Annotated in this window: 20 protein-coding genes; 11 read left to right on the top strand and 9 right to left on the bottom strand. The window is 71.2% G+C overall.

Annotated features, from left to right (window positions below):
- Positions 1 to 13: 13 nt before the first annotated feature.
- From lysA to mltG, 4 genes are all read left to right on the top strand, one after another.
- Positions 14 to 1,420, top strand: a complete 1,407-nt coding sequence (lysA, locus tag IEZ17_RS26435; protein WP_229852646.1) for a diaminopimelate decarboxylase — start codon at positions 14 to 16, stop codon at positions 1,418 to 1,420.
- 581 nt (positions 1,421 to 2,001) lie between these two features.
- Positions 2,002 to 2,724, top strand: coding sequence for a FadR/GntR family transcriptional regulator (locus IEZ17_RS26430; protein WP_189304266.1), 723 nt, complete (start codon positions 2,002 to 2,004; stop codon positions 2,722 to 2,724).
- 297 nt (positions 2,725 to 3,021) lie between these two features.
- Complete coding sequence (locus IEZ17_RS26425; RefSeq protein WP_189304305.1) at positions 3,022 to 4,332, top strand: CynX/NimT family MFS transporter; 1,311 nt, start codon at positions 3,022 to 3,024, stop codon at positions 4,330 to 4,332.
- 546 nt (positions 4,333 to 4,878) lie between these two features.
- Positions 4,879 to 5,691: an endolytic transglycosylase MltG gene (mltG, locus tag IEZ17_RS26420; RefSeq protein WP_189304264.1), complete on the top strand. Its 813-nt coding sequence runs from the start codon at positions 4,879 to 4,881 to the stop codon at positions 5,689 to 5,691.
- A 350-nt stretch (positions 5,692 to 6,041) separates the two neighbouring features.
- Here mltG and IEZ17_RS26415 read toward each other — a convergent pair whose 3' ends face one another.
- From IEZ17_RS26415 to IEZ17_RS26400, 4 genes are all read right to left on the bottom strand, one after another.
- Entirely contained in the window at positions 6,042 to 6,818 is a 777-nt protein-coding gene (locus IEZ17_RS26415; RefSeq protein ID WP_189304262.1) for an ABC transporter permease subunit, read from the bottom strand.
- Positions 6,819 to 6,843: 25 nt separating this feature from the next.
- The gene (locus IEZ17_RS26410) at positions 6,844 to 7,755 is read right to left on the bottom strand and encodes an ABC transporter ATP-binding protein (protein ID WP_189304260.1); all 912 of its coding nucleotides are present in this window, start codon (positions 7,753 to 7,755) and stop codon (positions 6,844 to 6,846) included.
- Between the two features lie 157 nt (positions 7,756 to 7,912).
- Positions 7,913 to 8,806 (bottom strand): ABC transporter permease subunit, encoded by an 894-nt coding sequence (locus IEZ17_RS26405; RefSeq protein WP_189304258.1) that lies wholly within the window; start codon positions 8,804 to 8,806, stop codon positions 7,913 to 7,915.
- Positions 8,803 to 9,897, bottom strand: a complete 1,095-nt coding sequence (locus IEZ17_RS26400) for an ABC transporter ATP-binding protein (RefSeq protein ID WP_229852644.1) — start codon at positions 9,895 to 9,897, stop codon at positions 8,803 to 8,805. The genes IEZ17_RS26405 and IEZ17_RS26400 overlap by 4 nt, the downstream gene beginning before the upstream one ends.
- 334 nt (positions 9,898 to 10,231) lie before the next feature.
- Here IEZ17_RS26400 and IEZ17_RS26395 point away from each other — a divergent pair, with 334 nt between their 5' ends.
- The 4 genes from IEZ17_RS26395 to IEZ17_RS26380 all read left to right on the top strand — a co-directional run bounded on the left by IEZ17_RS26395 (position 10,232) and on the right by IEZ17_RS26380 (position 15,557).
- The gene (locus IEZ17_RS26395; protein ID WP_189304256.1) at positions 10,232 to 11,098 is read left to right on the top strand and encodes a M24 family metallopeptidase; all 867 of its coding nucleotides are present in this window, start codon (positions 10,232 to 10,234) and stop codon (positions 11,096 to 11,098) included.
- Between the two features lie 59 nt (positions 11,099 to 11,157).
- Entirely contained in the window at positions 11,158 to 12,927 is a 1,770-nt protein-coding gene (locus IEZ17_RS26390; protein WP_189304301.1) for an SDR family oxidoreductase, read from the top strand.
- 115 nt (positions 12,928 to 13,042) lie between these two features.
- Positions 13,043 to 13,960, top strand: coding sequence for a metal-dependent hydrolase (locus IEZ17_RS26385; RefSeq protein ID WP_189304254.1), 918 nt, complete (start codon positions 13,043 to 13,045; stop codon positions 13,958 to 13,960).
- Between the two features lie 334 nt (positions 13,961 to 14,294).
- Positions 14,295 to 15,557 carry a MerR family transcriptional regulator gene (locus IEZ17_RS26380; RefSeq protein WP_189304252.1) on the top strand — a complete coding sequence of 421 codons (1,263 nt, stop codon included), beginning with the start codon at positions 14,295 to 14,297 and terminating at the stop codon, positions 15,555 to 15,557.
- Between the two features lie 172 nt (positions 15,558 to 15,729).
- On the opposite strand, the gene IEZ17_RS26375 is transcribed toward IEZ17_RS26380, so the two are convergent.
- Together IEZ17_RS26375 and IEZ17_RS26370 are read right to left on the bottom strand one after the other, a co-directional pair.
- Positions 15,730 to 17,082: a carotenoid oxygenase family protein gene (locus tag IEZ17_RS26375; protein WP_189304250.1), complete on the bottom strand. Its 1,353-nt coding sequence runs from the start codon at positions 17,080 to 17,082 to the stop codon at positions 15,730 to 15,732.
- Positions 17,079 to 17,669, bottom strand: a complete 591-nt coding sequence (locus tag IEZ17_RS26370) for a DUF3159 domain-containing protein (RefSeq protein ID WP_189304248.1) — start codon at positions 17,667 to 17,669, stop codon at positions 17,079 to 17,081. The genes IEZ17_RS26375 and IEZ17_RS26370 overlap by 4 nt, the downstream gene beginning before the upstream one ends.
- A gap of 193 nt (positions 17,670 to 17,862) precedes the next feature.
- Here IEZ17_RS26370 and IEZ17_RS26365 point away from each other — a divergent pair, with 193 nt between their 5' ends.
- Both IEZ17_RS26365 and IEZ17_RS26360 read left to right on the top strand, forming a co-directional pair.
- On the top strand, positions 17,863 to 18,495 hold the full coding sequence (locus IEZ17_RS26365) for a PadR family transcriptional regulator (RefSeq protein WP_189304245.1): 633 nt from the start codon (positions 17,863 to 17,865) through the stop codon (positions 18,493 to 18,495).
- Between the two features lie 99 nt (positions 18,496 to 18,594).
- Positions 18,595 to 19,137, top strand: a complete 543-nt coding sequence (locus IEZ17_RS26360) for an RNA 2'-phosphotransferase (protein ID WP_189304243.1) — start codon at positions 18,595 to 18,597, stop codon at positions 19,135 to 19,137.
- A gap of 38 nt (positions 19,138 to 19,175) precedes the next feature.
- Here the strand turns inward: IEZ17_RS26360 and pspAB are convergent, their stop codons facing one another.
- The 3 genes from pspAB to IEZ17_RS26345 all read right to left on the bottom strand — a co-directional run bounded on the left by pspAB (position 19,176) and on the right by IEZ17_RS26345 (position 21,799).
- Positions 19,176 to 19,739 (bottom strand): PspA-associated protein PspAB, encoded by a 564-nt coding sequence (gene pspAB, locus IEZ17_RS26355; RefSeq protein WP_189304242.1) that lies wholly within the window; start codon positions 19,737 to 19,739, stop codon positions 19,176 to 19,178.
- Positions 19,740 to 19,811: 72 nt separating this feature from the next.
- On the bottom strand, positions 19,812 to 20,711 hold the full coding sequence (gene htpX / locus IEZ17_RS26350) for a zinc metalloprotease HtpX (protein ID WP_189304240.1): 900 nt from the start codon (positions 20,709 to 20,711) through the stop codon (positions 19,812 to 19,814).
- A 188-nt stretch (positions 20,712 to 20,899) separates the two neighbouring features.
- A complete protein-coding gene (locus IEZ17_RS26345; protein ID WP_189304238.1) occupies positions 20,900 to 21,799 on the bottom strand; it encodes an LLM class flavin-dependent oxidoreductase in 900 nt (299 codons plus the stop codon).
- Between the two features lie 172 nt (positions 21,800 to 21,971).
- On the opposite strand from IEZ17_RS26345, the gene IEZ17_RS26340 reads away from it, so the two are divergent.
- A complete protein-coding gene (locus IEZ17_RS26340) occupies positions 21,972 to 22,949 on the top strand; it encodes an HAD-IIB family hydrolase (RefSeq protein ID WP_189304236.1) in 978 nt (325 codons plus the stop codon).
- Positions 22,950 to 23,069: the final 120 nt, after the last annotated feature.

Below are 23,069 nucleotides of genomic sequence, written 5' to 3'. Positions count from 1 at the left end.
GGGCACCCCCACCATGAGCCACAGCACACTGCCCCAGACCGAGGTGCCCCGGACCGATCCGGTATCCGGCGCGGCACCCCAGGCCCCCGGGCCGCGCACCGCCGCCCGCGCCACCGGCGCCGCCGACCCGCTCGCCATCTGGCCCGCGTCCGTCGTCCCCCTCTCCCAGGACGACCTCGCCCTCGGCGGCGTCCCGCTGACCGAACTCGCCGACCGCTTCGGCACCCCCACCTACGTCCTGGACGAGGACGAGGTGCGCAACCGCTGCCGCGCCTACCTCCGGGCCTTCCCCGACGCCGATGTCTACTACGCGGCCAAGGCGTTCCTGTGCCGCGCCATGGCGCACTGGGTGGCGGAGGAGGGGCTGGGCCTGGACGTCTGCTCCGCGGGCGAACTGGAACTGGCCGTCACCACCGGGTTCCCGCCCGAGCGGATCGTGCTGCACGGCAACGCCAAGAGCCCCGCCGACCTGCGGGCCGCGCTGCGACTCGGCGTCGGCCGGATAGTGATCGACAGCACCTCGGAGATCGCCCGGCTGGCCGCCGCGGTCCCGGCCGGGACGCGGCAGAAGGTGCTGATCCGGGTCGTCCCGGGGATCGCCGCGGGCGGCCACGCCAAGATCCGTACGGGGACCGAGGACCAGAAGTTCGGACTCTCCATCGCCGACGGCTCCGCACAGCACGCCATCACCCGCGTACTGAGCCAGCCGCGCCTCGAACTGGTCGGCCTGCACTGCCACTTGGGCTCGCAGATCACCACCGTCAAGCCCTACCTCTCGGCCGTGCGGCGGCTGGTCGGCCTGCTGGCCCGCATCCGGGAGCAGCACGGCATCACGCTCCCCGAACTGGACCTGGGCGGTGGCCACGGCGTCGCGTACCGCCCCGGAGAGGCCGCCCTCGACCTCACCGGACTCGCCACCAAGATCCGCGCCGAACTCGCCGGCGGCTGTGCGGCGGCCGGCCTGCCGGTGCCCCGGCTCGCCGTCGAACCCGGCCGGGCGATCGCCGGCCCGGCCGGAGTCGTCCTCTACCGCGTGCTCTCCGTCAAACGGACCGGCTCGCACACCTTCGTGGCGGTGGACGGCGGGATGAGCGACAACCCGCGGCCCGCGCTCTACGGGGTGCGCTACGCGCCCCGGCTGGTCGGCCGCCGCTCGGCCACCGCGACCGAACCGGTCACCGTCGTCGGGCGCCACTGCGAGGCGGGCGACGTGCTGGCCTCCGACGTCCACCTCCCCGGCGACATCCGCCCCGGCGACCTGCTCGCCGTCCCCGTGGCCGGCGCCTACCACCTCTCCATGGCCTCCGGCTACAACCTCGTCGGCCGCCCCCCGGTCGTCGCCGTCACGGCAGGCCACGCCCGACTGCTCGTCCGCCGCGAATCACTGGCGGACATCCAGGAACGCGACATCGGCCTCTGAGGGACGTAAGCCGGGCTCCAGCAGCGCGACATCGGTCTCCACGAGCGGGAGTCGGGCTCCAGCAGCGCGACATCGGTCTCCAGGAGCGGGAGTCGGGCTTCCAGACCGGGAGTCGGGCTTCAGGACCGGGAGAGGGGGAGGAGGGGGATCCTCACCATCCCCCTCCTCCCCCTGTCCCTCCCCCGCCCCCGCCCCCGCCCCCTCTTCCGGCCTCGGTCCCGGTCCCGGTCGCTCTTCCTCTGCTCCGCGTTCCGTCCGCCCCCTCTGGCTCCAGTGGGGGCGTCGGCCGTGGGGGCGTCGGCGTACGCGCGCCCCCACGCAGGCATCCACACTCAGCCATCCACGCACAGGCGTCCATCTGCATGCACCCATGCACAGGCATCCATGTACACTGAAACCATCAGTTGTAGGATGACTGGGCAACCGGCCCGGGCGACAACCGAGCCCACGCCCACGACAAGTGCGTCGCGTCGTCGACACGACGGCGCCGCGCCGCGCCGCGCCGACGAACGACTACGGCGGCGAGCGACCACGACGTAACAACGCCACGCCGACGGCACGGCAGGAAGCAGGACAGCGGCATGGCACTCCAGGCAGCCGGACGGCAGTCCCTCGTCGACACCGTCGTCGAAGCCCTGCGCTCCCAACTGGCCGCCGGGGAATGGACGGTGGGGACCCGCATCCCCACCGAGCACGCCCTCGCCGAACAGCTCCAGGTCGGCCGCAACACCGTCCGCGAGGCCATCCGGGTCCTCGTTCACGCCGGCATGCTGCGCTCCCGTCAGGGCGAGGGCACCTTCGTCGTCTCCACCGCGGATCCCGCCGAGATCATGCGCGGCGTCCAGCGGGCCGGCATCCGCGACGTACTCGAACTGCGCATCGCCCTGGAAGCCGAGGCCGCCCGCCTGGCCGCACTACGGCACGAGCCCGCCGACCTGGAGCGGATGCGGGCCGCCCTGGACGCCCAGGCCGAACTGGAGGGCGCCGACGGGCACCCCCGCTCCGGCAGTCTGGAGCTCTACGCCGATCACGACGTCGCCTTCCACCGGGCTGTCGTCGAGGCCGCCCACAACACCGCGCTGACGGCGACGTACGCGTGGTTCAGCAGCTCGGTCCGCGAGGCCCTGGTCACCGCCCTCGACGACCAGGCGATGCCGAGGATCCTGCACGGTGACCACCGCGCCGTCCTGGACGCGATCGCCCACGGCGACCCCGATGCCGCGGAACGCGCCACCCGCGAACTCCTGGAGAAGCCCAAACGGGCCGTGGAAGCCCTCCTGGCCGCCACCGATCCCACCCACTAGGGCACCACCGCAGCGCCGCGGGCCACCCACCAGGCCCGCTCCCCCACCTTCGCCTTCACCTTCGCTTTCGCTTTCGCCTTCACCTTCGCTTTCACCCTCCGCACGATTGGCTGGTACGCACGCATGTCTGGGCCCAGGTCCGAAGCCCCCGTGGACACCTCCTCGGCCACCCCCGCCACCGCTCCCCCGACGGTTCCCACCGCCCCGGCGCACCCGACCGACCCGATCGACCCGAACTACGCGAGCGAGGTGACCGACACAATCCATGCGCCCGACACAATCCATGCGCCCGACGCAATCCATGCGATCGACGCAATCGACCCGGTCGACGCCGAAGAAGATCTGGTCGCGACACCGCGGGTCGCCGCCGCCCGCCGCCGGCTGCGCACACACCCCGCCCTCCTGCTGACCGGCATCGTCCTCGCCGCGGTGAACATGCGCGCCGCCCTCGCCGGTGTCTCTCCCCTGGTCGGCGAAATAGCCCACCACTTCCACCTGGCCGCTACCACCAGCAGCCTGGTGACCACCATCCCGCTGATCTTCATGGGCCTCGGTTCGATCATCGCCCCGAAACTGGCGCGCCGTTGGGGCACCGAGGCAGTGCTGTGCGGCGCGCTGGTGGCCCTGTGCGGCGGCATCGTGCTGCGGATCGCCCCGCCGGTGGCCGCGCTCTTCGCGGGCTGTGCGGTGGTGGGCGCGTCCATCGCCCTGCTCAACGTGCTGATGCCGGGCCTGATCAAGCGGGACTTCCCGGACCGCGCGGCCGGCATGACCGCGCTCTACTCCACCGCGATGATCATGGGCGCAACCCTCTCCGCCGCCTCCGCCGTCCCGTTGGAGAACTCCCTCGGCAGCTGGCAGGGCTCCCTCGTCTCCTGGGCGCTGCTCGCCGCCGTCGCCGGACTCGTCTGGATCCCCCAGGCCCTCATCACCCGCCGCGATGGGGGCACCTCCCATGCCCTTGAGGCTATGGGGGAGCACCACGGCGAAGCCGCGGCAACTCCCGCCCGCGGCACCGCAACCGGCCCGAAACTGAGCCGTTCCCCGCTCGCCTGGCAGGTCACGCTCTTCATGGGCTCGCAGTCACTGATCGCCTACGTGATCATCGCCTGGATGCCGACGATCTTCACCGACCACGGCATGGGCAAGAGCGAGGCGGGCCTGGTCTTCGCCTTCAGCACGCTGGTGCAGATGGCCGGTTCTTTCGTGGTGCCGATGCTCGCGGGCCGGATGCGGCGCCAACGGCTGCTGGGCGTGGCCGTCTCCACCCTCATGGCCTGCGGCGTCATGGGGTTGCTGGTAGCCCCGGTGGCCGGCGCCTGGCTGTGGGCGGCGGTCCTCGGCATCGGCCAGGGCGGCGCCCTCGGCCTGGCCCTGACCATGATGGTCCTCCGCTCCGGCGACGCCCACACCGCCGCCCGCCTCTCCGGCATGTCCCAGACCGGTGGCTACCTCCTCGCCGCCGCCGGCCCCTTGGCCCTGGGCGCCGTCCATCAGGCCACCTCCGGCTGGACCGTTCCGCTCCTCCTCCTGCTCGCCGTCTGCGCGGGCCTGTCCCTCCTGGGCCTGGGCGCAGGCCGCGACCGCCGCATCGGAGAGAGCGCTTAGCGAACACCGCGGAGAAGACGCCGCGTTACGGACAGCGCCAAGAGTTCGGCACCGAACCACCAGGCAACCGGCCCCAATTGCTCCCGAAGAGCCCACACACCGACACGGATACGGATACGGATACGATCCCGCTGTCCCGCCATCCCGCGATCCCGCAGGGGCTCCACATCCAACGGCCCCAGGAGCTCAGCCCGTCGCGCTCCCGCAGACCCAACCCATACATGCGCCAACGCCCGCGTCCGCGCCCTCGCCCCGGCCGCCCCTCGGCATACAGCCCACTGGCCGTGGGGGTGAGGGATTCCGGGGCCCGTGGCCGAGCCTCGGTTATGGGAAGGCCCGGGACTGGGTAACCCGCCACCATCCGCCACCACCCACGACCAGCAGCCCCATCCCACCCCACCCCACCCCACCCCACCCCACCACCAAGTGGAGTGCACCCGGCGGCGCTACGGGAAAAACGGAGTCCCCCGGAGTCCCCCACCCCCACCTGCGCTCCCGCACGCCCAGAACGCCCCACACCCCCGTCGTCTGTCCTACCGTGCCCTCATGAGCGATGGTCAGCACACCGTTCGCCGGCCCGGCCCGCGGCTCTCCCGCACCGGCTGGCTCCTTCTCGTCGCTGTTCTGTGTGTCGTGGCCATCCTCGCCGTACTGATCGTGCCGCGGCTGCTGCGCGAGCGGCAGCAAGGGGAGTTGACGGTCCCGGAAGGGCAGCGGGCCTCACAGGTCTACGCCGCCGCCGACCGGGCCCTGCACCTGCCCGACGGCACCACCGCGAAGACCGCCGAGACCGCGCACCTCCCGCTGCCCGCCGCGGCGAAGGGCAATGCGGAGGGCTATCTCTTCCCGGCGACGTATCCGATCCTCTCGGACACCACCCCGACGTCGCTGCTCACGTACATGGTCAAGACGGCCAACCAGCGGCTCGCCGACGACGGCGTCACCGCCTACCGCACCGTCGTGATCGCCAGCATCGTGCAGGCCGAGGCCGACAGCCCGGCCGATATGGGCAAGGTCGCCCGGGTGATAGAGAATCGCCTCGCCAAGCACATGCCGCTTCAGATGGACTCGACCATCAACTACGCGCTGGGCCGCAGCACGCTCCACACCAGTCATTCCGACACCCGGACCGAGAGCCCGTACAACACGTACCGGAACGAGGGCCTGCCGCCCACCCCGATCGACAATCCGGGTGCCGACGCGCTGAAGGCGGCAAGCGCCCCGCCGGCGGGCGACTGGCTCTACTTCGTCACCGTGAAACCGGGCGACACCCGCTTCACCGCCAACTACCAGGAACACCTACGAAACGTCCGGGAGTTCGACAACCGGCAGAAGAACACCACCGCGAACGCCGGCTAGCCCGCCCACACCCGGACGAAACCACCGCTCACGCCGACCCACACCACAGGGCAGCCCCGACGGCAGAGCGACCGAGCAGCAGAGGAACGACGGCCGACAGACCGGCGCCGGGGCCGATGGACCAACCCCGGCGGACGGACCAGCGCCGGAGGCGATACCGGCGCGGAGGCGGCACCGGGGGTGGCTGCGCACCAACTACCGGCACGCCACCGACACTTCACCGGCCACCGCTCCACCACCGCCCCGACCACTCCGGCTCCCCGCCGCCTCCCCCTGCTTCCCACTCCCCGCCACTCCTCGTCTGCTCCTCGTCTGCTCCCCTTCTCGTCCGCTGCTCGTCTACTCCTCGTCTACTCCTCGCCCGCCAGCGTGAGCGCCTTCAGCCGCCGTCCCGCGTACCACGTCGCCGTGGCGGTGACGCCGACCAGCAGGCAGATGGCGAGTGGCAGATGGACGTCGGAGCTCAGGGCGCCCTCGGCGCCGATCTTCTGGCCCACCCCGAGTGCCCACTGCTGGACGCTGAGGGTCCGCGCACCGGGAACGAGGTTCCCCACGAACGCCTCCCAGACCAGGGCGTAGACCAGGCCGAAGACCACGGCGTGCCGGGTGATCGTGCCGAAGAGGAGGAACAGGGCGCTGTAGGCGACCGAGGCGACCGCCGCCGCCACCGCGTACGCCACGGCTATCTGCTGGCTGTTGCCGTTGAGGACGAAGCCGGCCACCAGGACCGGTATCGCCGAGAAGGCGGCCGTCACACCGATTGCGACCAGCAGCTTGGTGAAGATGATCGTCGACCGCGGCACCGGCTTGGCCAGGAGGTAGACCACCGAGCCGTCGTCGATCTCCGGCCCGATCGCGCCCGTCCCCGCGATCACCCCGATCAGCGGGACCATCGTGCCCAGTGCGAAACCGCCGAGGATGCCGCTTGCGGTGGTGTCATCGGCGCCGGTCAGCACGCGGATGATGATCGCGATGACCACCAGCATGGCGGGCAGCGCGAAGAGGATCAGTGCGCGCCGCCGGCCGAGCAGGGCGCGGTAGGTGAGCCGGGCGACGGTCGGATGGAAGAGCGCGGCCTTGGGCGCGGCGGCGGGCGCCGGCGGGGCCGTAGGAGAGGTCGTGGACATGCTGCCTCAGGGCTCCTTTCTGGCCTCAGGCCGCTACGAGATAGGAGAAGACGGATTCCAGCGACTCATCGGAGGGCGAGACCGTCAACAGGCGGATGCCGTGGTCGCGGGCGACCCGCGGCAGGAGTTCGGTGAACCGGCCGAAGTCGACGGCCTGGATACGCAGCGCGCCCTCGGCGAAGTCCACCTCGATACCGGCGGTCGAGGGGTCGGCTATGAGCGCCCCGGCCAGCGCCCGGTCGTTGTCGGACCGTACGAGATAGCGGTGCGGACGGTCCGTCATCAGCCGGCGGATCTTGCGGAAGTCGCCGGAGGCGGCATGCCGGCCGGCCACCACCACCTCGATGTGCGAGGCCAGTTGCTCGACCTCTTCCAGGATGTGCGAGGAGAACAGGACCGTACGGCCCTCGTCGCCCATCCGCCGCAGCAGTTCCATCAGCTGCATCCGCTGCCGCGGGTCCATACCGTTGAACGGCTCGTCGAGCAGCAGCACGGACGGGTCATGGACCAGCGCGGAGGCCATCTTCACGCGCTGCCGCATGCCCTTGCTGTAGGTCGAGATCTTGCGGTCCTGGGCGTACTCCATCTCGACGGTGGCCAGCGCCCGGGCCGCCGCGGCCCGCCCGAGGCCGTGCAACTCGGCGTTGGCGACGACGAATTCGCGACCGGTGAGGAAGTCGTACATCGCCTCCCGCTCCGGAACGATGCCGATGTGGCGGTAGCTTCCGGCGTTGCGCCAGATCGTCGTCCCGTCGAGGGTGACGGTGCCGGTGGAGGGGGCGAGGAAGCCGCCCATCATGTTGATGAGGGTGGACTTTCCGGCGCCGTTGGGGCCGAGCAGGCCGGTGACACCGGGGGCGATGGTCATCGTGATGTCGTTGACGGCGACGACATTCCCGAACCAGCGCGAGACATGGTCGATGCGGAGAGTACTCATGGGCGCAGCCCATTCCTTGAGGGGTGGCGGTCGGGCGACGGCGACGAGAACAGGCAGCGCGAAGCGCTTCGTGCCGGGGTGGTGGTGGGTGACGGCGACAAGAAGAGGCAGCGCGAAGCGCTTCGTGCCGGGGTGGTGGTGGGCGACGGGTGGGAGGTCACAGGCCGGCCTTCCGGTAGCGCCGCATCAGCAGGGCGTAGCAGCCGGCGATGACGAGCAGCGAGACGACGGCGTAGACGACTCCGGCGGCGGTCGACGGCGTCTGGCCGTTGGGGAACGAGCTGCTGCCGCCCAGGAACGTCGACTGCACACCGTCGATGAGCGTGATGGGGGAGAACAGCCCGAGCCAGCCGACGGCGGCTTCGCTGCCCCGGAAGGAGGCGATGCCCTGGACTGCGCTGACGGCGCCGTACGGGATGGTGAGCACGGCGATCACCGCGGCGACGCCGAATCCGCGGCGCGGGGTGAGCGCCGAGACGACCAGCCCTATCCCGGCGAACAGCAGCGAGAGCAGTGCACTGGAGACCAGCCCCTGGCCGAACCCCTTGGTCTGGTCGAGGAAGTCCAGCTTCGCCAGCAGCGCACCGGCATAGAGGATCACCAGCGGCGCGGCGGTGAGGATGAACAGCGCACCGGCCATCGACGCGAACTTCGCCATGACGTAGTCGGCCCGCTCGATGGGGCGGGAGAAATACAGCGGGACGGTCTTGAAGCGCAGATCACGCGAGACGGACTGCGGGGCCTGTGACGCCAGATAGAGGCCGATGACGGCCTGGAGGTAGATGGCGTAACGGGTGTAGCCGATCGGCAGGTTGCCGGCCTTGGTGAACACCGTGACCGCGACCATGATCCCGGCGGGCAGGCACATCACCCCGAAGAGCAGCATCGGCAGGACCTTGCTCTTCGCGGACCGCCCGAGGCCGTACGCGCCGCGCAGACTCTGCGAGAACAGCGACCGCCGGGCATACGCGCGGCCCAGGCGGGGCCCGTCGTAATGGCGGTAGCCGATGTTGTGGATGTAGGCCCCGCCGGGCGTGGTTTCCGTACTCATGCTCCGTTACCTCCGCCCACGGGGGCGGGGCGCCCGGCGTCCTGCCCCGCTGTTCCGCTCCCCTCCGCTTGCGCACCGGTCCGCGCGTCCGCGTCCCGGAAGACCTCGGCGATCTGGTGCCGCCGCTGCTCCATCCGCACCAGGCCGAGTCCCAGCCCGGCGACGGTGTCGCGGACCACGTCGTAGATCTGCTCGCCGGCCGCTTCGACGAACAGCACATGTCCGGGGGAGGCGAAGCCCTCGGTGCCGGGGCCGCCCGCGGACACCACGGCGCCCGCGGCGGCCAGGGCCGCGCGCAGCGCCTCGGTGCCGTCCGGATGGGCGTCGGTGTCCGTGACCTCGACCGCCAGCGAGGCGGTGGCCTTGGTGAACTCGTCCGTGGACGAGGACCGCAGCAGCTTGCCCCCGTCGATGACGACCACGTGGTCGCAGGTGCGCTCCAGCTCGCCGAGGAGGTGGGAGGTGACCAGGACGGAGATGCCGAAGTCGGTGTGGACGCGCCGGATCAGGCCGAGCATCTCGTCCCGTCCGACGGGGTCCAGGCCGTTGGTGGGCTCGTCCAGGAACACGAGCTGCGGATCATGGACCAGCGCCTGGGCCAGCTTCACCCGCTGCTTCATGCCCGTCGAATAGCCGCCGATGGGGCGGTAGCGCTCCTCGTAGAGCCCTACATGGCGCAGGGTGTCGGCGGTGCGCTCGCGGGCGGCGGTCGGCGGCAGGCCGGACATCCGGGCCATGTGCACGACGAATTCGGTGGCCGAGACGTCCGGCGGCAGGCAGTCGTGCTCGGGCATGTAGCCCACCCGCTCACGAATGGTGCCGCCGTCCTTGGTCACGTCCAGGCCGAGGACATGGGCGGTCCCCTCGGTGGCCGGGGCCAGACCGAGAAGGATCTTGATCAGGGTGGACTTTCCGGCGCCGTTGGCACCCACCAGGCCGGTCACGCCGGGGGCGATGTCAACGGAGAGCCGGTCCAAGGCGGTCACCCGCGGGTACCGCTTGCTCAGGCTTTCGGTCACGATCACTGTCACGCTTTCGACGGTAGGGGCGCCCGCCACACCCGTCGTCAACCCAGGCGGTGGTATCCGCATACCCCTCCGGTACTACATGCCCGTAGGGGTCTCCTGCTTTGAGCTACTCCGGAGTCAGGGGCACGTACTCCGCAGCCGGTCTCGCGTGGACCCGGGACCGGAACACACACCTCCGGAAGGAGCGGAGCGTGCCCCTCCACCGGACCGGGGCGCAGCGCGGATCGCGGGGCGGATCGCGGGGCGGATCGCGGAGCGGATCGTGGAGCGGAGTCGCCGTGGGCTTTGCCTCGTCGGCTGCGCACCCCTTGACGCAGCCGCCGGTCATTGTCACATTCATCAGTGTCAAGTTACGGGCACGTACCGCGATGCACCGCTTACGGACGGACGGTTGGCGATGGCCTCAGTCACCTCAGCGACCTCAGCAGCAACCGGAGAACGCACCGCCGAGCTCAAGGGATTCCGGGAGGTGCAGCGGCTCGCCTACGCCTGCGCGGAAGCCGTGGCCGCCCAGCTCAAGCCCGGGATCACCGAGCGCGCGGCGGCACGGATGCAGCGCGAGTGGCTGCGCGAGCGCGGAGTGCAGGACTGGTTCCATCTGCCCTTCGCGTGGTTCGGCGACCGCACGGCGTTCGTCAACTTCCGCATTCCGCTCCAGTTCTTCCCCACCAACCGCGAGCTGGAGCCGGGGATGCCCTTCATCCTCGACATGGCACCGGTCCACAAGGGGTTCACCGCCGACATCGGCTACTCCGGCTGCCTGGGGCTCAATCCCGTGCACGACCGACTGCTCGCCGACCTCGAAGCGCATCGGGAACTGATCCTGCGCGAGGTCCGCGAACGGCGCCCCCTGAAGGAGATCTACGAGGACGTCGACCGCCTGATGGTGCGCCAGGGGTACGCCAACCGTCACCGCGCCTACCCCTTCGGCGTCATCGCGCACAAGATCGACCCGGTCAGGCAGCGCCGCTGGTCACCGACCCTCTTCGGGTTCGGCACCCAGTCCCTCAAGGGCCTCGCCTCCGATGCGCTGCACGGGCACCGCGACGGCTGGTCACCGCTGTGGAGCCCGTACACCTTCTCCGACCACCCGCCGCAGCCGGGGCTCTGGGCGGTCGAACCACATCTCGGATTCCGGGGCACCGGCGCGAAGTTCGAGGAGATCCTGGTCGTCACGGACTCCAAGAACCCGCAGGAAAGCGCCTTTTGGCTGGACGACGATCTGCCGCATGTGCGGCGCTGGCAGGAGGAGAAGGCCGCGTGAACACGGGACGTGGACGGGACGGGCGTCGGAACCGGCGGCCGGGTCACGGGCAGCCGCCGATGACCGGGGCCGGCCTCCAGGGGGCCAGGGAGCGCCGGGTAAGCACCGGCGGCATCGAGCTGTGCGTGGCCGAGCTCGGGGATCCGGACCGGCCCACGGTGGTGCTGGTGCACGGCTATCCGGACAGCAAGGAGGTCTGGTCCGAGGTCGCCCGCGGACTGGCGGAGCGCTTCCATGTGGTGCTCTACGACGTCCGGGGCTGCGGTCGCTCCACCGCACCGCAGCCGCTGCGCGGCGGCTTCACCCTGGAGAAGCTGACGGATGACTTCCTGGCCGTCGCGGACGCCGTCAGCCCCGACCACCCGGTCCACCTCGTCGGCCACGACTGGGGCTCCGTCCAGGCATGGGAGTTCGCCACCGTCCGGCGCACCGAGGGCCGGATCGCCTCCTTCACCTCCATGTCCGGGCCGTCCCTCGACCACTTCGGCCACTGGATCAAGAAGCGGATGTCGCGCCCCACCCCCCGGCGGGCCGCCCAACTGCTCAACCAGGGCGCCAAGTCCTGGTACGTCTACATGCTGCACACCCCCGTGCTTCCCGAACTGGCCTGGAAGGGCCCGCTCGGCAAGCGCTGGCCGAGCATCCTCCAGAGGGTGGAGAAGGTGCCGGGCGGCGACTACCCGACGGCTTCGCTGCCCACCGACGCGGCCCACGGCGCCTGGCTCTACCGCGACAACGTCCGCGCCCGGCTGCGCCGACCGCGCGCCGACGCCTACGCACACTGCCCGGTCCAGCTCATCACCCCGACCGGCGACGCGTTCCTCTCCCAGCGGCTCTACGACGACCTGGAGCAGTGGGCGCCCGAGCTCGTCCGCCGCACCCTCCCGGCCAAGCACTGGGTGCCGCGCACCCGGCCCGACCAACTCATCTCCTGGATCGCCGAGTTCATCACCTCCAAGGAAGAGGGAGATCCTGCGAAGAAGGTCGTGGCCGCCGGCCCGTACGCCGATCGGTTCGGCGGCCAGCTGGTGCTGGTGACCGGCGCGGCCAGCGGCATCGGCCGGGCCACGGCATTCGCGTTCGCGGAGGCCGGCGCGCGGATCATCGCCGTCGACCGGGACGCGGAGGGCGCCGCCCGCACCGCCGAGATGGCGCGGCTGATCGGCGCCCCGCAGGCATGGGGCGAGGTCGTCGACGTCGCGGACGAGGCGGCGATGGAGAAGCTCGCCGACAAGGTCGACGCCGAATACGGCACCGTGGACGTCCTGGTCAACAACGCCGGCATCGGCCTGTCCGGCTCCTTCCTGGAGACCAGTACCGAGGACTGGAAGAAGGTCCTGGACGTCAATCTGTGGGGCGTCATCCACGGCTGCCGGATCTTCGGCAAGCGGATGGCGGACCGCGGACAGGGCGGCCACATCGTCAACACCGCCTCGGCCGCCGCCTTCCAGCCGTCCCGGATCCTGGCCGCCTACAGCGCCTCCAAGGCGGCCGTCCTCATGCTCAGCGAGTGTCTGCGCGCCGAGCTGGCCGGCCAGGGCATCGGCGTCTCCGCCATCTGCCCCGGGCTCGTCAACACCTCCATCACCAGCACCGCGCGGTTCACCGGCGTCTCCGCCGAAGAGGAGAAGCGCCGGCAGGCCAAGGCCGCACGGATGTACGGGCTGCGCAACTACCCGCCGGAGAAGGTCGCCGACGCGATCCTGCGCGCGGTGGTCCGCAACCAGGCGGTGGTGCCGGTCACCCCCGAAGCGCGCGGCGCCCATCTGATGTCCCGCTTCACCCCGCGCGCGCTGCGCGCCCTCGCCCGCATCGAACCGCCGGTGTAACCGGTCCGTCCCGCCCGCCCGAAGCCCCACCCCGCGGCGTGCCCCGGGCCGGAGACCCCGGCCCGGCGGCCCGCCCCGCCGAGACCAGGAGAACCGCGCACGTCAGGAGCCGCGCATGAGCACGCCACGTCCCCAGGAGCACCACACCATCGCGCCACGCCGGGTCGCGTTCGACTGGCGCCGGACGCCGCTGCACTGGATACCCGACGAACCCACCGCCACCCACGTCATCAACGTGCTGCATCTGCTGCTGCCGGCGGGCGAGCGGTGGTTCGTCAGGGTCTTCAAGGAAGCCCTCCCGCTGGTCCGCGACGAGCAACTCCTCCAGGACGTCAAGGGGTTCATGGGCCAGGAAGCGACCCACAGCGTCCAGCACTCCTACGTCCTTGAGCACCTGGCCCATCAGGACCTCGACACCGCCCCCTACACCCGGCACGTCGACTTCCTGTTCGCCTACCTCCTGGGCGACAAGCCGCCCTTCGGCCTCCCGGTCCCCGAAACGGAGTGGCTGCGCTTCCGGCTCTCCCTGATCGCCGCCATCGAGCAGTTCACCGCGGTGCTCGGCAACTGGGTCCTGGACGCCGACGGTCTGGACCGCGCCGGGCCCGACCCGGTGATGCTCGACCTGCTGCGCTGGCACGGCGCCGAGGAGGTCGAACACCGGGCGGTCGCCTTCGACATGTACCAGCACACCGGCGGCGAGGAACCCGCCCGCTATGCCCGCCGCTTCCTGGGCATGTCCGTGACGGCCCCTGTCCTGATCTACCTCTGGACCTGGGGCGCGTCCTACCTCCTGCGGCACGACCCTCAGCTCGCCGCCCGCTCCCGCTATTCGCTGCGCGAGCACAACCGCGCAGTACGCAAGGGACTGCTTCCCGCCTGGCGTGAGCTGGGAGCGGCGATACCCCGCTACCTGCGGCGGTCGTACCATCCCTCCCAGGAAGGCTCGCTCCGCACCGCCGTCTCCTACCTCGCCTCCTCCCCGGCCGCCCGCGCCGCGGCAGGCGCGGTGGGCCGCGCGGCGCTCTCGTAACGGCACCAGCCGTCCGCCCCCGGCGGCCCTCCTGCGATGCCTGGCCGTCCGGCGGAACGCCCACCTGTCACCCGTCGACGGCCCGTGGCGCCGCCGTCCCCCGTACGTCCCGGCAACAGACTCGCCTGATGACCGCCCCCCAAAGCAGCCGTCAGGCGCGGCAGTCGGTGCCGTACGGCGGCCGCCGCGGCGGTCGCTTCGCAGGACGACCCGGCAGTTGCCTCGCAGGACGGCCGGCCCGTAGTGCGCCCACCCCGTAGGGCAGCCGCCCGTACGACGGCTACCTTGTCACGCGGCCCCTCCCCGAGGCGGCCGTCCCGTAAGGAGCACCGCAGTGACCGAGCAGCCGCCGCCGGCCGAGTACCGCATCGAGGACCTGGCCCACCTCAGCGGCGCCACGGTCCGCACCATCCGCGCCTACCAGGACCGGGGGCTGCTCCCGCGCCCGGAACGCCGCGGCCGGGCCAATGTCTACGGCGACCCCCACCTGGCCCGGCTGCGCCAGATCTCCGATCTGCTCGATCGCGGCTACACCCTCGCCAGCATCAAGGAACTCCTCGAAGCCTGGGACACGGGGCGCGGCCTCGGTGGAGTCCTGGGCCTGGTCGCCGAGATCGACGGACCGTGGAGCGACGAGAAGGCGGCCCGCATCACCCGTGCCGAACTGGACTCCGCCTTCGGTGGCACCTCCAACGAGAAGGCGGTGGCCGAGGCCGTCGCCCTGGGCGTCCTGGAACGCGTCCCCGGCCAGGACGACGCGTTCCTCGTCCCGAGTCCGCAGGAACTCGCCGTCGCCGCCGAACTGCACTCCGCGGGCGTCCCCCTCCTGGCGATCTCCGGTCATCTGCGAGAGGTGCGCGGACAGGTCGAGCATATCGCCTCCCGTTTCCTGGACTTCACCACCGAGCACGTCTTCCAGCCGTTCCTGGACCATCCGCCCACCGAGGCCGAAGCGGCCGAGGCCGCCGCTCTCGTACGCCGTCTGCGCCCTCTGGCCCAGCAGACCATCGACGCCGAACTCGCCCGCGCCATGCGCACCCTCGCTGCCCGGTACCTCCGTCACCACCTCATGGAGGCCCTCCCGCCCACTGCCCGGGAGACGGACGGGTCAGGGGCAGGGGGCGGGGCAGAAGTCGGGGAAGAGGAAGGGACAGTGCGGGTGGGCTGCGAGTCCGGGGGCCCGCATGTTCCCTGGCCGCCCCACGCCCCCACCACGGCCACGGCCCCTGGGCCGGCAGCCACCCTCGTGTCTCAGACCGCCGGGCCGGCGGCCGGTCTTGAGCCCACGGTGGTCCCCGAGCCGGAGTCCGCCCCCGGGCCCGGCGCAGCCCCCCGCTCCGCGCCGGGCTTCGAGGCGGTCCTCCTCCCCACCGAGGCTGTCCAGGCCGTACGGGGCTTGGTGGGCCCGGAGAACACGGCCGCCTTCATCGCCGCCGCCGCACACCGCGAGGTGCAGGCGCGCACCATGGACGCCCTCGCCTCGGCCGCCCGCGAGGTCCGAGCCGTCAACGATGCTCGGGATGCCGGCGCGCCTGGTACCCGGGGCAGCTACGCCAACACCCCCGGCACCGAGTCCAGCGAAGCCCCTGGACACTGACCTGCCCAGGGTGCACGCCTCGCCGGCTCGCCCTCAGCCCTCTCCTTCAGCCTCCTCCCTCCTCCGCGGCTCCCTGCGGGCCCGGGCCCTTCCACTCCCGCTGCGGCTTCTCTCTCCAGTTGTCAAAGACCAAGCCGGGCGCACCCCTCCCCGACCACCCCTGCGGGCTGTCTCAACCGGCCGTATCCGGGAGCCAGTTGCCGTGGAATCCGTACGGAACACGCTGCGGAAGATGGATCGTGGCGACAGGGCCGGCGGATATGTCCTCCGCATCGAGGATGACGAGATCGCTGGTATCGGTGGTCACGTCGTAGACGTAGGTGATCAGCCAGCCCGGTCCGCCCGGACGGTCGTCCGCGGGAGCGAAGGCCGCCTCCCCCGGGGTGCGCCCCGGGCCGAAGTCATGGCGGACGGCCGCCCCCGTCTCCAGGTCGTAGCGGATGAGGGCGCCCGGAACCAGGCCCGTACCGGGCGACTCACCTGCCGATACATGGCCGAAGCGGGCAGGCAGCCCGGCAAGGCGGTCGTCGACCCGGGGGAACTCGCCTGGCTGGTCGTCGAGTTGCTCCTCGGCCACCGTGCCGGAGGCGAGATCGATCGTCCAGCGCCACAGGCAGGGCGGGGTGCCGCGCCCGTCGAGCGAGGCATAGCGGGAGACGTAGAGGACAATCCGCTGCTCGCCGTCGTCATGGGCGTTGAGGGAGTGGAAGACATAGCAGGGGTCGATGGACAGCCAGCGGACCTCCCCGTAGGGATCGTCGCGGCGCAGTACGCCCAGCCGGGCGCCGTACTCCGGATCCCAGCTGTAGGGCAAGCCGGGGCGGTTGCGGTCAAGGACGACCGGGAGGTCCATGAAGACGACATGGCGGGCCGTCAGATGGAAGTCGTGCATCATCGTCGACGCCGGGACGTCGACGGGGCGGCTGACCACCAACTCCCCTTGCGCATCAGCGCGGTGATAGGTCAGGTAGGGCGGTGTGGCGCGACCGTAGCCGAAGAAGTGCAGCTCACCGGTGGTGGGACAGGTCTTGGGGTGGGCGGTCATGGCCGTGGTGAGCCGACCGCCGAAGTCATGCGGGCCGACCGTCTCCAGCTCATGGCCGGGGCGGCAGTCGATCTCGTAGGGGAAGGACGACTCGACCAGTGCCAGGGTGCGCCCGGCGTGCCGGACGACATGGGTGTTGGCCACTCCCGCCGCCAGGTTGGGGCGGCCCTGTGCGTCCCTGACCCGGATGCCGTCGGTGAAGGTCGAGGTGCTCACCCAGCGGTTGCGGTAGGAGACTGCCCGGCCGCCCTCCAGACGCACACCGTGGACCATGCCGTCGCCGAAGAACCAGTGCGCGCTGGCCGCATCCCGCGGGTTGGGGCCGTTGCGCAGATACCAGCCGGTGAGCTCCGGCGGGATGGTGCCGGTGACCGGGAGGTCGTAGGCGGTCAGTTCGTCCATGACCGGGGCGAAGTTTCCGGCCAGGTGCGGTGCGGGAGCGGAGGATTCGGAAACCCCCGCCGGTGATGTGGTGGTCATGAGGTCAGGCCCTCCTGGGTGTCGAGCCGCGCACCGGACTGCTGCTGGAAGCGGGCCCGGGCCCGCTCCGGATAGGCGGCGGTGAAGCGGACGGGAAGAACGAATCCGGCGATCTGGACGAGGAGCGAGAAGACCGCGCTCATGCCATAGGCGGCGATGACGGCCTGGGCGAGCGCGGAGGCGGTGAAGGACAGTGCCCAGGCGGCGGTGAGCACGACATTGATGCGGCGGAACAGGGCCGTCTGCCAGACCTCCGGCGGGGCCACCCGGCGCGCGATCGCCAGCGTGAAGGGACGCCGGACGGCGATCGACACCCAGGCGATGAGGGCCAGCCAGCCCATCGACAGTGCGCTGCTGTACGCCTTGAGGCTGCTGTCGGGGTGAGCGAAGGCCAGGACGGCGAGACCCGCGAAGTACGCGATCGTGCCGTACTCCAGCAGTCGCGTGTCGAGCGACAGACCCGCGGCACGGTCCGCTATGAGCAGCACCACCGAGGCCGCCAGGCCGGCGAGCGCGCCCCACTGCCAGCCGGCGGCGGACACTCCCGCGAAGACGAGCCATGGGATGAAGCCCCGCAGATAGTTCATGATTCCCCCTCTTTGTTCGCGCCCGCTCACGACGGGTCGGCGACGGCACACAACGCCAGGGCCGGGGCAGCGACCGCAGCACGCGGTCGGGACCGAGGACGGCGTCGCCCTCCCAGCCACATTCCAACTCTGACATGTCGAAGCTGGAAATTCCATCATTGACATGTCGAGAGTGGAAGGTAAAGTGCTGACCATGAGCTTGAGACATGCCGTTCTGGGCCTGCTGTCCGAATCCCCGGCGAGCGGCTACGACCTGATGAAGCTGTTCAACGCCTCGCTCGCCAGCGTCTGGCCGGCGACCCAGAGCCAGGTGTACGGCGAGCTCAACAAGCTCACGACCGCGGGCCTCGTCGAGGTGACGGCCCACGGCCCGCGGGGCCGCAAGGAATACGCGATCACCGAGGACGGCCTGACCGAGCTGCGCCACTGGCTCACCGACATCGCGCCCAGCGGCCCGCAGCGCCACGACGGTCTGCTGCGCGTCTTCTTCCTCGGCATCCTCACGCCGCTCGAAGCGCGCGCATATCTCCTCACCCAGGCCGAGTCCGCCGCGCGCGCACACTCCACGTACGAGCAGATCGACGAGGTTTCCGAATGGGACGACGAGATGATCTCTGTCTACGGCCGGATCGCCCTGGAATACGGTCTGCGAATGTCGGCCACCCAGGAGGAGTGGGCCCGTTGGGCCGCCGAGGAGGTGACCAGCGCGAAGGCCAGAAAGGCGAGTGAACTGGCCCGTGCGAAGCACCCCAAGACGCCGCAGGACGGCAGCGGACGACAGGACGACGAAGGCGGGGCGAGCCCGGAGCAGCCCGGCGGCGAGTGACGCACGCTCCGCACCGACGGGCGCGCCCGGCCGACCGCCGGCCGTCAGCGCACCGGGAATTCAGATGCCGCGGCGCCCGCGCCGCAGCATCCTGGAGCCATGAACCATCAGCGTTCCGTACGGATCTCGAAGTATCTGGCAAAGCATCTGCGCCATGAGCCGGAGCGGATCGGCATCGTCCTCGACGCGCAGGGCTGGGTCCCGGTGACGGAGCTCATCGAGGCGGCCGAGCGGCATGGATTTCCGTTCTCCCGGGCGGAGTTGGAGGCGGTGGTCGCCGGCAGCGACAAGCAGCGCTACGCCCTGGAGGGCGGCCGGATCCGCGCCAATCAGGGCCACTCCGTGCGCGTCGACCTCGGTCTGCCGCCGGCGGTACCGCCCGGCCGCCTCTTTCACGGCACGGTGGCCCGCAGCGTGGCCGCCATACGGGAGCAGGGGCTGCGGCCGATGTCCCGCCATGCTGTGCATCTCTCGCCGGACCGGGAGACCGCGACCCGGGTGGGCGCGCGGCGCGGCAAGGCCGTGGTACTGACGGTCGACGCGGCGGCGATGCACCGGAAGGGCCACGTCTTCCGCGTCAGCGCCAACGGGGTCTGGCTGACCGACCGCGTGCCGCCGGAGTTCCTCCGCTTCCCCGGCTGAGCCTCGTCCTGCGCAGAGGCCCAGGTCAGTGGCGCCTTTCAGAGACCGGGTGCGCCCCACACCGGGAACCACCGCGCCAGATCCTTCTCGATCGCCAGATCGTCGCCGAGCAACGCCCGCATTTGCAGTTCGAGCGGGTTGTCGCGCTTCTCGCCACCGCCGGCCTGTGGGGCGAAGGGGTAGAACGTGCCGCGCTTGTAGAGGTAGACCAGCGCCAGCGACCGCTGCCGCGCATCACGGAAACCCAGCAGCGAGCACAGCAGCTGCGGGCCGAAACCCGCCTCCTCCAGAGACGTGTTGACCGCATGGAGATCGTTGACCAGACCCGCGACGTCCTCCGGGGAGTGCCGCACCAGCAGCCACGTATAGCCGTAGGAGTCCTGGGTGAACTCCACCGAGCCGTCCAGGAGGGACCGCGCCTCCTCCTGGATCCGCGAGAACGCCCCGCCCTCGACACTCGCGAAACACACCGACCCCAGTCCGGTGGGCTCGAAACCGGCCGCCGCCTGGAGGGTGACGGCGGCGGACGGCAGCGCGAAGAGCTGGTCGAGATCGGGGCGTACCGGCTTGCTGCGGCCGAGGATGGCGTCCAGAAATCCCATGCGCGGATTACTCCTTGATCCCTTGCTCCGGTGATGCGGCGCGGTCACCGCCGCGCCGGCCGGCCCTGCCGCTCACGGCCGCCCCAGCTCCGCCGCGATCCGGCCGAGCTGGTCGAGCCGCTGCTCCAGCGTCGGGTGCGAGGACAGCAGCTGGCTGAAGGTCTCCTTGTTGAACGCCGGCGCGAAGTAGAAGGCGTTGAACGGCTGGGCCTTGCGCAGGTCTTCGGTGGGGATCCGGGCGATCTGCCCGGTGACCTTCGTGAGCGCGGAGGCCAGCGCCGAGGGGCGGCCGGTCAGCAGGGCGGCGGCCCGGTCGGCGGACAGCTCGCGGTAGCGGGAGAGCAGCCGGGTCAGCAGGAAGCTGATGGCGTAGACCACCACGCTGACGGCGGTGACGATCAGCACGGCGATGGCAGCGTTCTGGTCCCGGTTGTTGCGCCCGACGCCGCTCCACAGGGCGGCGCGGGTGATGATGCCGGCCAGCACGCCGAGGAACGAGGCGATGGTCATCACCGCCACGTCGCGATGCGCGACGTGGGAGAGCTCATGCGCCAGCACGCCCTCCAGTTCCTCCGGCTCCAGCCGTCTGAGCAGCCCGGTCGTGGCGCACACCATCGAGTTCTTCTGGTTGCGGCCGGTCGCGAAGGCGTTCGGCACATCCGACTCGGCGATCGCCACCCGCGGTTTGGGCATATCGGCCAGCGCACACAGCCGGTCCACGGCGCCGTGCAGCTCGGGAGCCTGCTCCGGCGTGACCTCGCGCGCACCCATGCTGAAGGCCGCGATCCGGTCGCTGTACCAGAACTGCGCGACGAACATGGTGCCCGCGATCAGCAGCACCACCACCCAGGCGCCCTTGAGCAGCACCACCAGCGCGCCGACGACCACGACGTACAGCAGTCCGATGAAGAACATCGTCGTCACCATGCGCGAGGTCAGCCCGCGGTCCGGGGCGAATCGGGTCTGTGCCATGGCTCCTCCACAACGCACCGCACTTCGCGCAGTGTCCCGACCCGATCGCGCGCCGTCCAGCCTCCGCGCGCCACGTACCGCACACTGCGCCGCTGTCCCGATTCTCCCTCTTCGAGGCTATATACGGGGTAAAGCCCGGGCCGGATCCCTGGGGAAACCGGCCGCGAAGCCACGGGCCCGCCGGCCCGCTAGCGGGCGCCCAGCTGCGCCGTCCCCTCCGTGGCGATCCGCTCGAAGACCGCGGTGTCGGCCTCGAAGACGGAATCGGCGATCGGCCAGTGGATGACCAGCTCGTCGATACCCAGCTCGGCGTGGCTGCCGGCGAAGTCCACGAAGGCGTCCAGGGAGTCCAGCGGGCGGTCCGGGGAGAAGCCGGTCAGCATGATCTTCCGCAGTTCGCCGGGGTCGCGCCCGAGATCGGCGCACGCCTTCTCCAGGCGCTCGATCTGCCCGCGGATCGCCTCCCGCGACTCGGCCGGTGTACCGCCCGCGTTCGTGACCTTGGGGTCGCCGGTCGTCACCCATGCCTGGCCGTAGCGGGCCGCCAGCTTCAGTCCGCGCGGCCCGGTGGCCGCCACCGCGAACGGCAGCCGCGGTCGCTGCACACAGCCGGGGATGTTGCGCACCTCGTCCGCCGAGTAGTGCTCGCCCCGGTGCGAGACGACGTCCTGGGTCAGCAGCTCGTCCAGCAGCGCCGTGAACTCCGCGAAACGGTCGGCCCGTTCGCGCGGCGACCACGCCTCGTGGCCGAGCGCGGTGGCGTCGAAGCCGTCGCCGCCGGCGCCGATGCCCAGGGTGAACCGGCCGTCGCTGATGTCGTCGAGCGAGATCAGTTCCTTGGCGAGGGTGACCGGGTGCCGGAAGTTCGGCGAGGTGACAAGGGTGCCCAGCCGCATCCGGGAGGTCACGGCGGCGGCTGCGGTCAGCGTCGGGACGGCGCCGAACCAGGTCTGGTCGCGGAAGCTCCGCCAGGAGAGGTGGTCATAGGTGTACGCGGCGTGGAAACCCAGCTCCTCGGCGCGCTGCCACACCTCCTTTCCGCCTTCGGACCAGCGGCGGACGGGCAGGATCACAGTGCTCAGTCGCATACCTACGAGCGTACGGCCGTCCCTGAGCGATCGAATCCGGCCTCGGGAGCGGCCCCCGGCGGGCCCGGCAACGGCGCCCCGCCTGCCCTCGGCCCGCCTCCGCGCCCGGCGCAGCGGCTCATCTGCGCCACCCACCGCACGCCTGTACGTACCGGTACGCGAAGATGGCCCCGTGACTGACGCCTCCGCCACGCCACCCCGCGCGCCCGAGCCGGCCGTGACGCCCCGGCCCACCCGGTTGATCGCCACCGATCTCGACGGCACCCTGCTGCACGACGACAAGACGGTCTCCGACCGGACGATCGCCGCACTCGCCGCCGCGGAAGAGGCCGGCATCGAGGTGTTCTTCGTCACCGGGCGCCCGGCCCGCTGGATGGACGTGGTCAGCGACCATGTCCACGGCCACGGCCTGGCCATCTGTGCGAACGGTGCGGCCGTCGTCGACCTGCACCGCGGTTACCGGATCGTCGAGGTCAGCCCGCTGGACCGGGCCGTCGCGCTCGATGTCGTCCACGCCCTGCGCGCCGCGGCGCCGGGCACCTCGTTCGCTGTGGAGCGCACCGGCGGCATCCATTACGAGCCGCAGTACCCGCCCTTCCTCCTCGACCCGGCCGCCGCCATCGCCCCGGCGGAGAAGCTCCTCGCCGAGGGCTTCGCCCCACCGCTGAGCGCGGAGCCGGAGGCCGGCGCCGGCACCGACGGGCCGTACTCGTCCGACGCCGATCCGGCCGGGCCGGACGCAGCCGATACCGCCGGCAGCGCCGCCGCCCCCGACCAGCCCGTGCTCAAGCTGCTCGCGCACCATCCCGAGATGGACCCGGACGCCTTTCTCGCCCTGGCCCGTACCGCCGCCGGCCATCTGGCATCGTTCACCCGCTCCAGCCCGACGGCCCTGCTGGAGATCAGCGGCCTGGGGGTCAGCAAGGCCGGCACCCTCGCCCGCTGCTGCGCGGAGCGCGGGATCTCGCCGGACGAGGTCGTCGCCTTCGGGGACATGCCGAACGACATCGAGATGCTCACCTGGGCCGGGACCTCGTACGCCATGGCCAACGCGCACCCGGACGTCCTGGCCGCGACCACGCGCCGTACGGATTCCAACAACGACGACGGCGTCGCGGCCGTCATCGAGCGGATCCTCCGCCAGGGCTGAGCCGGACCGGGGGCGCCGAGCCCGGCGATGTTTCACGGCCTGCACTGTTTCACGTGAAACAGCTCGCTCTTCACGGCGAGCTTCACCGAGGGCGCGCCGTCCCCACGCAGGCCGTTTCAC

Origin of the sequence: Streptomyces albospinus (assembly GCF_014648695.1) — a bacterium.
Lineage (GTDB): Bacteria > Actinomycetota > Actinomycetes > Streptomycetales > Streptomycetaceae > Streptomyces > Streptomyces albospinus.
This window is presented reverse-complemented; position numbering and strand designations above follow the sequence as displayed.

Bases quoted from the DNA above. Each gene is read 5' to 3' on its own strand.
- IEZ17_RS26395 (WP_189304256.1), top strand. From the start codon at position 10,232: ATGGCCTCAGTCACCTCAGCGACCTCAGCAGCAACCGGAGAACGCACC.
- IEZ17_RS26390 (WP_189304301.1), top strand. From the start codon at position 11,158: ATGACCGGGGCCGGCCTCCAGGGGGCCAGGGAGCGCCGGGTAAGCACC.
- IEZ17_RS26385 (WP_189304254.1), top strand. From the start codon at position 13,043: ATGAGCACGCCACGTCCCCAGGAGCACCACACCATCGCGCCACGCCGG.
- IEZ17_RS26415 (WP_189304262.1), bottom strand. From the start codon at position 6,818: ATGTCCACGACCTCTCCTACGGCCCCGCCGGCGCCCGCCGCCGCGCCC.
- IEZ17_RS26370 (WP_189304248.1), bottom strand. From the start codon at position 17,669: ATGAACTATCTGCGGGGCTTCATCCCATGGCTCGTCTTCGCGGGAGTG.
- pspAB (WP_189304242.1), bottom strand. From the start codon at position 19,739: ATGGGATTTCTGGACGCCATCCTCGGCCGCAGCAAGCCGGTACGCCCC.
- IEZ17_RS26405 (WP_189304258.1), bottom strand. From the start codon at position 8,806: ATGAGTACGGAAACCACGCCCGGCGGGGCCTACATCCACAACATCGGC.
- IEZ17_RS26430 (WP_189304266.1), top strand. From the start codon at position 2,002: ATGGCACTCCAGGCAGCCGGACGGCAGTCCCTCGTCGACACCGTCGTC.
- IEZ17_RS26400 (WP_229852644.1), bottom strand. From the start codon at position 9,897: ATGCGGATACCACCGCCTGGGTTGACGACGGGTGTGGCGGGCGCCCCT.
- lysA (WP_229852646.1), top strand. From the start codon at position 14: ATGAGCCACAGCACACTGCCCCAGACCGAGGTGCCCCGGACCGATCCG.
- IEZ17_RS26345 (WP_189304238.1), bottom strand. From the start codon at position 21,799: ATGCGACTGAGCACTGTGATCCTGCCCGTCCGCCGCTGGTCCGAAGGC.
- IEZ17_RS26375 (WP_189304250.1), bottom strand. From the start codon at position 17,082: ATGACCACCACATCACCGGCGGGGGTTTCCGAATCCTCCGCTCCCGCA.
- IEZ17_RS26365 (WP_189304245.1), top strand. From the start codon at position 17,863: ATGAGCTTGAGACATGCCGTTCTGGGCCTGCTGTCCGAATCCCCGGCG.
- mltG (WP_189304264.1), top strand. From the start codon at position 4,879: ATGAGCGATGGTCAGCACACCGTTCGCCGGCCCGGCCCGCGGCTCTCC.
- htpX (WP_189304240.1), bottom strand. From the start codon at position 20,711: ATGGCACAGACCCGATTCGCCCCGGACCGCGGGCTGACCTCGCGCATG.
- IEZ17_RS26360 (WP_189304243.1), top strand. From the start codon at position 18,595: ATGAACCATCAGCGTTCCGTACGGATCTCGAAGTATCTGGCAAAGCAT.
- IEZ17_RS26410 (WP_189304260.1), bottom strand. From the start codon at position 7,755: ATGAGTACTCTCCGCATCGACCATGTCTCGCGCTGGTTCGGGAATGTC.